Origin of the sequence: Bradyrhizobium sp. AZCC 2230 (genome assembly GCF_036924495.1) — a bacterium.
Taxonomy (GTDB): Bacteria; Pseudomonadota; Alphaproteobacteria; order Rhizobiales; family Xanthobacteraceae; genus Bradyrhizobium; species Bradyrhizobium rifense.
Map to the genome: position 1 here is coordinate 1,642,525 of NZ_JAZHRS010000001.1, position 11,063 is coordinate 1,653,587.

Below are 11,063 nucleotides of genomic sequence, written 5' to 3' on the forward strand. Positions count from 1 at the left end.
AGTTGCTGTGCGCGTAAGCGCTGTTACTATCGCGCCTATGCCATTCGCTATTACACTTCGCTTAGATCCCATCGGCTCTGTCCCTATCGAAGCGATGTGGCATCAGCTTGCAACAGACGGAATCGACGCCGATCGCTACCAGCTTGGCTACGCTCCGCATATCACCCTGGCGATTTACCCGAACGAAGCACCGCTCGACAGGCTGCGCACCGCGATTGAAGATACGTGCCGAAATTGGGAGGCCCTTCCTGTTCGCTTGAGCGCATTAGGTGCTTTTCCAGGCGACGGCACCGTTCTGTGGGCAGTGCCCGTTGTGACGGCCGAGTTGCTTGCCCGGCATCAGGCCATTCAAATTGCACTTCCCGGTCTCGAGGTAGATGCGCATTACCGACCGGGAGCTTGGGTGCCTCACGTGACGTTGTCGGGTGCGTTGCCTCACCCGGGCCCGGCTCTCACGACGCTCTTGGCAAACTGGGAGCCAATCACTGGCCTTCTCGACCGGGTCGATTTGGTGAGATTCCGTCCTGTTGAAGTGCTGCAGAGCTTGAGCTGCCCTTCGTCGGGATCGCGCTCTTGATCGAGCTCCTTCGCTACTCTTTCTTCGCGCTCAGTCGACACCCGCGATAGCCCTCACACTGGCGTATAAATCACGAGCTTCAGCGCGGGATCGTCATTGGCCTGAAAGCTCGTGTGCTCGAAATGCAGCACGCCCTTGGTCGGATGGGTCATGGTCTTGCGGCCCGACAAGGTGCCGTGCACCTCATGCGCGCCCCACCATTTGACGAATTCGGGACTGCCTTGGCGCAACCGCGTCAGCAATTCCGCGAAGGCGGGATCGCCGGCCCAGACGTCGTGGGTGGCGCGAAACATCGCGACCATGCGCTTGGCCACGTCAGCCCAGCCCGCGCCGTAGGATTTTCGCGTGCGCTTGTTCGTCATCATCAGCAGCAGCGTGTTGCGATCCTCCTCCGGCAACCGGCCGAACGCAAAAATCTCCTCGGCGGCTTCGTTCCAGGCCAGCACGTCCCAGCGGCGCCCGGTGATGTAGGCCGGATGCGGCAGGCTCTCGACCAGGCGCAGAATGGGCGGCGGCACGACCTCGCGCGCAAAAGCACCCCTCGCGCCGTCGCGCGCCAAATCCTTCAGATGCGCATGTTCGGTCTTGCTGAGGCGCAGCGCACGCGCCAGCGCATCGACGGTCGTGACCGACGGGCTGACGGTGCGGCCCTGCTCGAGGCGGATGTACCAGTCGACGCCGATGCCGGCGAGCTGGGCGACCTCCTCGCGGCGGAGCCCCGCGGTGCGCCGCCTTTGCCCTGCGGGAAGGCCGACCGTCTTCGGCGACAGCTTTTCGCGGCGGGAGCGGAGGAAATCGCCGAATTCGACGCGGCGTGGATCAGCGATGGCATGCTCCCGTGGATGGAGGGTCTGGTAATACTAGGATAATACCAGGCCTTCTTGTCCCTGCAAGAGCGCTGCATATGGGTGTCACCCGTCTCTGAGGTGAACATCATGAAAGCTGCCGTACTCAAATCCCTGGGATCACCGCTGGTGGTCGAGACTGCCCCGGATCCGGTGCTCGGCACCGGCGAGGTCATCGTCGATGTCGTCGCCACGCGCGTCCTGTCCTACATGAACGAGGTTTTCAGCGGCGAGCGCAATTACGCGCTGGATTTGCCGATCATCCCCGGCCCTGGCGGCATCGGCCGGGTGCGCGCGATCGGCCCGGACGCGACCAAGCTCGGCGTCGGCGACTGGGTGTTCTGCGACCCGACGGTGCGCTCGCGCGACGACGTCGTCGCACCCGATATCGCCCTGCAGGGGCTCACGGCTGCCGGTCCCGGCGGCATGCGCCTGCAGCAGCATTTTCGCCACGGCTCGTATGCCGAGCAGATGCGCGTGCCGACGGAGAATGTGAAGCGCCTTGGCGCGATCACGACGGAAGAAGCCTCGCAATGGTGCGCGCTCGGGACGGCGCTGGTGCCCTATGGCGGCTTTCTCGCCGCAAACCTGCAAGCAGGCGAGACCGTGCTGGTGAGCGGGGCCACCGGCAATTTCGGCAGCGCGGCCGTCTCCGTCGCGCTGGCGATGGGCGCAGCCTGCGTGGTGACGCCGGGCCGCAACGAGAAAATCCTGGCCGACCTCGTCCGCCGCTTCGGCGCGCGGGTGAAGCCGGTCAGACTCACCGGCAACGAGGACGACGACCGCGAGGCGATGAAGCGCGCTGCAGGTGGCCCGATCGACTGCGTGTTCGACATCATGCCGCCTTCGGTGAGCCCGAATGTGGTGCGCGCGGCGGTCATGACGGTGCGCGCTTACGGCCGCGTCGTGCTGATGGGCGGCGTCGGCATGGCCGGCGGTCCCGGCCTCGAACTGCCCTACCCCTGGCTCATGCGCAACTGCATCTCCATCCACGGCGTCTGGATGTATCCGCCGGATGCGGCAACGCGTCTGATCGGGTTGGTGCGCGCCGGGCTGCTGCGGCTCGACGAATATGTGACGACGGATTTCGACCTCGACCACGTCAACGAGGCCGTCGCCCATGCCGCAGCCAATGGCGGACCGTTCAAATTGACGGTGATCCGGCCGTAATCGGCCTGCCCGCCGCGGCGATGCGCAATCGCGGCGGGTTTGCCTGATTGATCAGAGGCCTGGGAGGCGTCACCCCGATCGTGGACGGAAGCGGCCGTCTACTGTGCATGGGGTTGTTTTCGCGTTTTTATTCGAGCTCGATGACCTGGCCGTTGGACAGCGAGACGCGCCGGTCCATCCGGCCGGCGAGCTCCATGTTGTGGGTCGCGATCAGCATCGAGACCTTGGTCGCCTTGACCAGCTGCATCAGGGCCTGGAACACGTGGTCGGCGGTGTGCGGATCGAGATTGCCGGTCGGCTCGTCCGCGAACAGCACACGGGGCGCATTGGCCACCGCACGCGCGATCGCGACGCGCTGCTGCTCGCCGCCCGACAGCTCGGCAGGCCGATGGGTGATGCGGTCGCCGAGGCCGAGATAGCCGAGGATCTCCTTGGCGCGCTTGACGCTCTCGGACTTCTTCAGGCCGCGGATCATCTGCGGCATCATCACGTTCTCCAGCGCCGAGAACTCCGGCAGCAGCCGGTGCGACTGGTAGACGAAGCCGATATCGGTGCGGCGCAGCTGGGTGCGCTCGATGTCGGGCAGTTGCGAGGTCGGCGCGCCATTGACATAGACCTCGCCGGAATCGGGCGCCTCGAGCAGGCCGGCGATGTGCAGCAGCGTCGACTTGCCCGAGCCCGACGGCGCGACCAGCGCCACGGATTGTCCTGCCCACAGCGCGAGCTTGGCGTTGTCCAGGATCGTCAGCGCCGCCTCGCCCTGAAGGTACTGCCGTTTTATCTCGTGGAGATAGATGACCGGTACATCTTCCGCCCCCTGCTGCTGCTCCATCAGCCCCTCACTCGTACCGCAGCGCTTCGACCGGATCGAGGCGCGCGGCGCGCCACGACGGGTAGAGCGTCGCCAGGAACGACAGCGTCAGCGCCATGATGACGACGGCCGTGGTCTCGCCGACGTCGATCTCGGCGGGCAGCTTCGACAGGAAGTAGAGTTCCGGCGAGAACAGCTCGGTGCTGGTCAGCCAGGACAGGAATTGCCGGATGGATTCGATGTTGAGGCAGATCACGAGCCCGACGAAGAAACCGACCAGCGTGCCGACCACACCGATGGACGCGCCCGTGATCAGGAAGATCCGCATGATCGAGCCTTGCGAGGCGCCCATCGTGCGCAGGATCGCAATGTCGCTGCCCTTGTCCTTCACCAGCATGATCAGGCCGGAGACGATGTTCAGCGCCGCGACCAGCACGATCATGGTCAGGATCAGGAACATCACGTTGCGCTCGACCTGGAGCGCGTTGAAGAAGGTCGAGTTGCGCTGTCGCCAGTCGACCAGGAACACCGGGCGGCCCGCCGCCTCCGTCACCGCTTTGCGGAAGGAGTCGATCTTGTCGGGATTGGTGGTGAACACCTCGATCGAGGTGACGTCGCTGCTGCGGTTGAAATAGGCCTGCGCTTCGGCGAGCGGCATGAAGACGAAGCCGAGGTCGTACTCGGACATGCCGATCTCGAACACGGCAACGATCTTGTACGGCTTGATCCGCGGCGTGGTGCCCATCGGCGTCACCGCGCCCTTCGGCGCCACCAAGGTCACGCTGTCGCCGGCATGCAGCGACAGCTGGTCGGCGAGCCGCCGGCCGATCGCGACGCCTTGCCCGTCGTCAAAGCCCTCGAGCGAGCCCTGCTTGATGTTCTTGGCAATCGAAGTGAGGTTGTTGAGGTCGTCGGAGCGGATGCCGCGCACCAGCACGCCCGAAGCGTTCCAGGGCGAGGACGCCAGCGCCTGGCCGTCGACCACGGGGGCAGCGAGCCGGATACCCTGGACCTGGCTGATGCGCTCGGCGACGTCCTTCCAGTCGGTCAGCGGCGATTCCAGCGGCTGGACCAGGATGTGGCCGTTCAGCCCCAGGATCTTGTCGAGCAACTCTTTCCGGAAGCCGTTCATCACGGCCATCACGATGATCAGCGTCGCGACGCCGAGCATGATGCCGAGGAAGGAGAACCCGGCGATGACCGAGATGAATCCCTCCTTGCGGCGCGCCCGCAAATAGCGCGCCGACAGCATCCACTCGAAGGGCGCGAAAGGCGCGGTCTGCACGGTCTCGGTCATGGTTTCATCCATCGCTTGATAATCCCATGATTCGGGGTCAATTGTGGCCGGATTGCCGGCCCATTATCGCGCGATGAACACTATTCAGCCGACCAGGCGGGCGACCGCGTCCGCTGGCGACATGGTCTCGCGGGAGCCGTCACTGCGCTTCTTGATCTCGATCTTGCCCTCGGCAAGCCCCTTCGGCCCGATCATGATCTGCCAGGGGATGCCGATCAGGTCGGCGGCGGCGAATTTGGCACCGGCGCGCTGGTCGGTGTCGTCGTAGAGCACGTCGACACCCTTGGCCTGGAGCTCGGCATAAAGCTTCTCGCAGGCCGCATCGACGGCGGCATCGCCCTGCTTCAGATTGAGGATCGACACGCGGAACGGCGCCACTGCCTCCGGCCACTTGATGCCGGCATCGTCGTGGCAGGCCTCGATGATCGCACCAAGCAGGCGCGAGACACCGACGCCGTAGGAGCCGCCATGGATCGGCACGTCGACGCCGTCGGGACCCGCCACCATCGCCTTCATCGGCTCGGAGTACTTCGTGCCGAAATAGAAGATTTGACCGACCTCGATACCACGGGTGTTCACGCGCTTGTCTTCGGGCACTTCCTGCTCGAACCGCGCGGGATCATGGACGTCCTCCGTCGCGGCATAGACCGAGGTCCACTGCTTGATGATCGGGGTCAGGTCGCCCTCGTAGTCGACGTCCTCGCCCGGCACCGGCAGGTCCAGCACGTCGCGGTTGATGAACACGCCGGATTCGCCGGTCTCCGCGAGCACGATGAATTCGTGGCTGAGATCGCCGCCGATCGGGCCGGTCTCGGCACGCATCGGGATCGCCTTCAGCCCCATCCGCGCAAAGGTACGCAAATAGGCGACGAACATCTTGTTGTAGGAGATACGCGCCGCCGCCTCGTTGAGGTCGAAGGAATAGGCATCCTTCATCAGGAACTCGCGGCCGCGCATCACGCCGAAGCGCGGACGCTGCTCGTCGCGGAATTTCCATTGGATATGATAGAGATTCAGCGGCAGGTTCTTGTAGGACTTCACATAGGCGCGAAAAATCTCCGTGATCATTTCCTCGTTGGTAGGCCCGTACAAGAGCTCGCGCTTGTGGCGGTCCGCGATGCGCAGCATCTCCGGGCCGTAGGCGTCGTAGCGGCCGCTCTCGCGCCAGAGGTCGGCGAGCTGGAGCGTCGGCATCAACAGTTCCAGCGCACCGGAGCGGTCCTGCTCCTCGCGCACGATCTGCTCGATCTTCTTCAGCACCCGGAAGCCCAGCGGCAGCCAGGCATAGATGCCGGCCGCCTCCTGCCGGATCATACCGGCGCGCAGCATCAGCCGATGCGAGACGATCTCCGCCTCTTTCGGATTTTCCTTCAGAATGGGCAGAAAGAACCGCGACAACCGCATGGCAATACTCTGGGAATCAGTGATGGCCCGCAGTGAAACCGGATTGGGAGCTAAAACACAAGGCCGGGAATGAGGAAAAGCCGCTAACGCGGCGGAATTCCTGTCATTTTTCCGTTGCCTTGAGGTTCAACTTGAACCGGCCAAACCTTACGGCGGCGCGACCTCGAGCTCGTCCTCGAGGGTGATTTTCTCGAAATCGGTCACCAGCGCATCGATCCGCACATGCCAGCGGCCGGCGAAGGGCAGCTCGACCTTGCGGACGTGCCAATAGCCGTCGGGCCCGAGCTCGGCGTTGCGCTCCATCGGCTCGATCCCGCGCTCCGGCAGGCTGAGCGTCAGCGTCGCCTCCTTGGCCTTCAGTGGCGTCGCCTCGCCGGTCATGAGCTGAAGCACGAAATCGTCCACGCCGGCCTTGCCGGGGGACACCAGCACCTGGAACATCGCCTTGTCGGTGTGAATGTGGATTGCCAGCGGCGTCTCAGGGACGATGGTCCGCGGCGGCGGCGTGAAGCGCCAGCCGGCGACGACGGCGAAGATGCCGAGCGCAGCCCCGCACTCGAGCAGGATCGAACGCCTGAGTGCAGGCGCGCCCCTCTGATCCCTCGCCAGCGCCGGCGTCAGCCGGTAGCGATTGAGCCCGGCGAGCGCCAGCAGGGACAAGACCAGCGCCAGCTTGGCCGAGAGAATGAGGCCGTAGCTGGTCTCGACCAGCGCCGACGGCTTTTCGAGCTGGATGACCGCAAGCGTGAGCCCGGTCAGCGCCAGCGCGGCGACCACCGGCATGGCGATACGCGAAAAGCGGTTCAAAAGCGGCAGCACTGCCGATGTCGGCTTCGACAGCAACGCTGCAAGCGGCGCCAGCGCGCCGACCCAGAACGCGACAGCGAGGCCATGGAGAAAGATCGCCGGCCGCGTCAACATCTCTGGCGACGCCGTTGCGGCATGCCCGGTCATGGCGAGCGAGAGCCCAACGCCGGCGAACGCGATGGCGGCGAGCACACGCGCATACCACGCCCGCCCCAGCGCCATCAGCGCGAGCAGCATCGCCGCAATGGCGACGAGCAACGCGGGGCCAGCGCTGGTCGCGAATGCGATGGTCCAGGGAGCCGCCGTCACGAGTGCTGCCGGCGGCAGGCCAAGGAGATCGAGACCCAACACGCCCAGCGACACAACGGCGCTTGGGAGACCGACAAGCAGCGCTGCGCGCGGCACGCTCATGCCCGCCATCGACCACGAAATCCAGCGGGCAAAGAATACACCGCCGACACCGACAAACAGCCCGAGATAGAGACCGATCCGCGACAGCCAAATCAGCGCGTTCAATCGGCCGTCCGCATTGGCCGGAGGTTGCGTGGCCGTCGGCGCGCCGATCGAAAAGATCACCGATCCCGCGACGGGATGGCCGTCCTGCGAGATCACCCGGTAGCTCACGACCGCGGTGCCCGGCGGCAGGTCCGGCGGTATCGCAACGGAAATGCTTTCGCCGGATGTCGTGACACGCGCATCGTCACGCGCCCTGCCCGCGCCGTCAATCAGTTGGATCGCGCCGGGGGTCACCGCCTCGTTGAAACGCAATTCCACCGCCTTCGGCGCGCTCGCAAGAATGCTGCCGCTCGCCGGCTCGACCGAGATCAGCGCCGCATGCGCCCACGCTCCGGACGAAGTGCCGGCGACGACGAGCAGCATCGCGAGCGCAGCGAGAAGACGCATTAGGGCTTGGGCTGCAGCTTCACGCCGGGCGCCGGCGACTTGTCCTCATGGGAATGAGCTGCCCCCTCCGCTGGAATTTCGATCCAGCGGCTGACACCCTTCTCGCACTCCTGCACCACCGGGAAATACAGCGTGGTGTTGGGCTTCAGGCCGTCGGTGAGGAAGCTGCTGACGACGAACTCGTCGTAATTGTGGTCCGGCAGCTTGCCGCCGGACCATACCACTTCCTTCACGCCCGAGGTCAGCTTGTTGCCGTGATAGTCGTAGGCGCTGGCGTATTGCCCCTCGACGACATCGACGTTCCAGCCGGCCTTCGGCATCGGTTTCACCGCGATGACGCCTTCGGGAATCTGCACGCGGATCTTGACCGTCGGCGAGCCGGAGCAGCCGTGCGGCACGGCGAAGACGGCCTTGTAGGACGCACCGACCGTGGCCTGCTTGCCTTCCAGATAGACGTGCGCCGCCGCAGGCGATGCGGCGAGCGCAGCCATCAGGATCAGCCAGGGTGTCTTCGACATGCTCGATCTCCTCCGCATGGTCATTTGATCAGGATCGGCGATTCCACGTTGACGTGATCCGTATCGGAAATCGAAATACCAAGGCCCAACATCCAGCGCCCCGGCGTCAACTGCGCTACGTTCACACGCCAGCCATCATCGCCCTCTCGCGAGGCCTCGACCGGCGCGAGCTTCCTGCCGGTCTGCACGTCTGCCAACGACACCGATACGGCTTTCGCCGTGAGCGGCATCTCGTCCGTCGTTTCCAGTTGGATGGTGATTTCGACCGGGCCGGCACGGCCCGGCGAGACCGTAACGTTGGCCATCGCCTTCTCGGTGTGCAGATGCGTGAAGAAGCTGTCGTCGTCGGTCGCCGCCACCAATGGTGCGGCCGCGATCGACAGCAGCACAGCCGCCACGAGTCCGATACTTTTAAAAGTTCGATGCAAGACCATGGGAAACTTGATCGGCCTCGTCACATCTTCATTCCCGAATGATCCGGCATTTTCTTCATCATCATGTGGCCGCCATCGGCGGGCGCCTGGGCACCGACGCTCTGCACGTCGAGCGAAATCGCGACCTTTCCGGCCTTCTCGAACTGAAGCGTCACCGGTACTTTGTCACCTTGCTTGAACGGGCCTTTCAACTCTTGAAGCATCAAGTGATAGCCACCGGGAGCCAGCTTCACCGTCTTGCCGGGATCAATCACCAGCCCGCTGTCGAGCGGCCGCATCGTCATCACGCCGTTATCCGTTTTCATCTCGTGGATTTCGGTCTTGCCGGCGATATCAGCTGAAACAGCCACGAGCTTGTCGGGCGCCGTGCCCTTGTTCTCGATGGTCAGGAAGCCGCCGGCGACCTTGGCGCCACCCGGCGTGGCACGGCTCCAGGCCTGGCTGATGACGAGGTCGCCGGCCCTGACGTCGTCAGCAAGTGCCGGTGCGGCGAACAGAGCGAGAGCGAATACCGCGCCCAGCAAATCGTTCATCATGGTCTTCATATCGGGAATCCTGTTTTGCAGATTAGGCACTAGTTCGTGGAGAGTTGCTGGGCGGACCATTTCTCGAGATCGGCGACTTCGGCCGAACCTTCGATCGTTGTGATAGTCCCATCGCGAGCGATCAAAATCGTCCTGGGAATGTCTCCCTGCCAAGCAGGGTCGATCTCGAATCTCAGGCGTTCGACAAAGCCGTCGCTGAAGATGAAATTCTCTGTCGACGAAAGCCCGGCTTTGTCCAGCATGGATTGCGTCGCCGCTGGCAAATTCGGCACGAGGTCGGCGCTGATCGTTACCACGTCGATCTCCGGATGTTCTTTCGCGAACTGCCCGAGCAGCGGCAGCTCGACCTTGCAAGGGCCACAGGTCACGCCCCAAAAATGGACGAGCGTGGGACGCCCCGCATGATCCTTCAGGACGTGCTGCCAGCTCCCCCGCTCGAATGGCTTGAGAACCGGGGGTGCTCCGAGCGCAGATGCCGAAGCGATCAGAATGCCCAAACCGAGAATGGCGGCAAGTCGACGCTTCATGGCTGATCCTCGATCGGTGTCAGGCGATAACCATCCGCCTTCGTCATCCATGACAGATAGATATGGCGGTCATTGGAAACGAGTAAGGGATGGTCCGACGTGTCAGTCGTGCTCGATATCGCCTTAGGCGGTGACCACGTCTCGCCATCATCGCGGGACGTCGTCTGCTCAACCGTGGTCTTTTCGCCGTCGAACTCCTTCCAGACCATCACCGTTCGCGCCGGGCCCGCAAGCACAAAGGGACGAGTCGGATTGCGATCCGCCCGGCCCAGCGCCATTGGCTCAGAGAAGGTTCGGCCTTCATCGCGCGAATGCGCGTAGAACAAGCCCTTCCGTGCCTTCCCATTCGTGTACCAGGCAACGTGATAGCTCCCGCTGGGCGCAATCGTCAGGCTCGGCCCGTGATGCGGGCAGGCATTGATCTGCCAATCGTCCTTGCTGACCCGATGAACCTCACCCGGCGTCGAGATGTCTGTAAACGTCATCACCGCGTGATCACGCACGCCGCCCTCAAAAATATTTCTAAAGATCACGACCGGTCGTCCCGGCGCCGCAAAAGCCAGCCCCAGCCGACAACATTCGCAAGTGTTATCGTGCGCGAGATTGGCCTCGGCGTAGGTCGCTCCTCCATCGCGTGAGGACGCAAAGAAGAGGCCCGCCCCGTCGTACTTCTGACCGGCCTGTTTGGCGGGGACACGATTCCGCTTATCGAGCCAGGCCGCAAAGATCATACCATCCTGATCGAGCGCCAGCGCCTCAAAGCGTTGGCTCTCGTTGTTTGCGGTAATGGGCTTCAGTTCCGCAAAACTCTTCCCGCCGTCGCTCGAACGCGTGTAGAGCACCTGCCCGTTGAACGCCTCATCTCTGAATATCGAGAAAGCGACATCGATTCCGCCTTTACGATCGATCACGATCTTCGGCCGGGCGTCCGGTCCCCAATCAAGATTCAGCCGTTGCGTCGTGACTTGAGTCGGAGCTGAAAAGCTGCGTCCCGCGTCCGGCGAACTCGAAACAGACACTTGACCACCCGCCATCCAGGCGAGCCACAGAGTTCCGTCGGAGCCAAAGGCGGGCGTCACCTTGGTCGCGCAGCGTAGTGCAGGCTCATCACAAGCTGCTTCGGACCCATGCTGCCCGTGCATCTGTCCGTGCGCCGCGCTTTGCAAAAATGCGAGAGCAAGGACGCCCAGTAAGCCACTTCGGATCATGATCCCAGTCCCTTCAA

The 11,063-nt window shown here is 63.7% G+C and carries 12 protein-coding genes; 2 read left to right on the plus strand and 10 right to left on the minus strand.

Annotated elements, in window-relative coordinates; all coding sequences use genetic code 11:
- Window positions 1-94: 94 nt before the first annotated feature.
- Complete coding sequence (locus V1280_RS07920) at window positions 95-577, plus strand: 2'-5' RNA ligase family protein (RefSeq protein WP_334521357.1); 483 nt, start codon at window positions 95-97, stop codon at window positions 575-577.
- 53 nt (window positions 578-630) lie between these two features.
- On the opposite strand, the gene V1280_RS07925 is transcribed toward V1280_RS07920, so the two are convergent.
- Window positions 631-1,404, minus strand: a complete 774-nt coding sequence (locus tag V1280_RS07925; protein WP_334538231.1) for a helix-turn-helix transcriptional regulator — start codon at window positions 1,402-1,404, stop codon at window positions 631-633.
- Between the two features lie 108 nt (window positions 1,405-1,512).
- Here V1280_RS07925 and V1280_RS07930 point away from each other — a divergent pair, with 108 nt between their 5' ends.
- Window positions 1,513-2,592 carry a zinc-binding alcohol dehydrogenase family protein gene (locus V1280_RS07930; protein WP_334521360.1) on the plus strand — a complete coding sequence of 360 codons (1,080 nt, stop codon included), beginning with the start codon at window positions 1,513-1,515 and terminating at the stop codon, window positions 2,590-2,592.
- 127 nt (window positions 2,593-2,719) lie between these two features.
- Here the strand turns inward: V1280_RS07930 and V1280_RS07935 are convergent, their stop codons facing one another.
- From V1280_RS07935 to V1280_RS07975, 9 genes are all read right to left on the minus strand, one after another.
- Window positions 2,720-3,424: an ABC transporter ATP-binding protein gene (locus tag V1280_RS07935; protein ID WP_148773668.1), complete on the minus strand. Its 705-nt coding sequence runs from the start codon at window positions 3,422-3,424 to the stop codon at window positions 2,720-2,722.
- A 7-nt stretch (window positions 3,425-3,431) separates the two neighbouring features.
- Entirely contained in the window at window positions 3,432-4,712 is a 1,281-nt protein-coding gene (locus V1280_RS07940) for a lipoprotein-releasing ABC transporter permease subunit (RefSeq protein WP_334521369.1), read from the minus strand.
- Between the two features lie 72 nt (window positions 4,713-4,784).
- Window positions 4,785-6,104, minus strand: coding sequence for a proline--tRNA ligase (proS, locus tag V1280_RS07945; RefSeq protein ID WP_334521372.1), 1,320 nt, complete (start codon window positions 6,102-6,104; stop codon window positions 4,785-4,787).
- 147 nt (window positions 6,105-6,251) lie between these two features.
- On the minus strand, window positions 6,252-7,814 hold the full coding sequence (locus V1280_RS07950) for a copper resistance CopC/CopD family protein (RefSeq protein ID WP_334521375.1): 1,563 nt from the start codon (window positions 7,812-7,814) through the stop codon (window positions 6,252-6,254).
- On the minus strand, window positions 7,814-8,332 hold the full coding sequence (locus tag V1280_RS07955; RefSeq protein ID WP_334521377.1) for a YcnI family protein: 519 nt from the start codon (window positions 8,330-8,332) through the stop codon (window positions 7,814-7,816). Before V1280_RS07955 ends, V1280_RS07950 begins: the two co-directional genes overlap by 1 nt.
- 20 nt (window positions 8,333-8,352) lie before the next feature.
- Window positions 8,353-8,790: a hypothetical protein gene (locus V1280_RS07960; RefSeq protein WP_334521380.1), complete on the minus strand. Its 438-nt coding sequence runs from the start codon at window positions 8,788-8,790 to the stop codon at window positions 8,353-8,355.
- The gene (locus tag V1280_RS07965; RefSeq protein ID WP_334521386.1) at window positions 8,787-9,311 is read right to left on the minus strand and encodes a copper chaperone PCu(A)C; all 525 of its coding nucleotides are present in this window, start codon (window positions 9,309-9,311) and stop codon (window positions 8,787-8,789) included. The genes V1280_RS07960 and V1280_RS07965 overlap by 4 nt, the downstream gene beginning before the upstream one ends.
- Window positions 9,312-9,340: 29 nt before the next feature.
- Window positions 9,341-9,838 carry a TlpA family protein disulfide reductase gene (locus tag V1280_RS07970; protein ID WP_334521389.1) on the minus strand — a complete coding sequence of 166 codons (498 nt, stop codon included), beginning with the start codon at window positions 9,836-9,838 and terminating at the stop codon, window positions 9,341-9,343.
- Window positions 9,835-11,046: a sialidase family protein gene (locus V1280_RS07975; protein WP_334538233.1), complete on the minus strand. Its 1,212-nt coding sequence runs from the start codon at window positions 11,044-11,046 to the stop codon at window positions 9,835-9,837. Before V1280_RS07975 ends, V1280_RS07970 begins: the two co-directional genes overlap by 4 nt.
- Window positions 11,047-11,063: the final 17 nt, after the last annotated feature.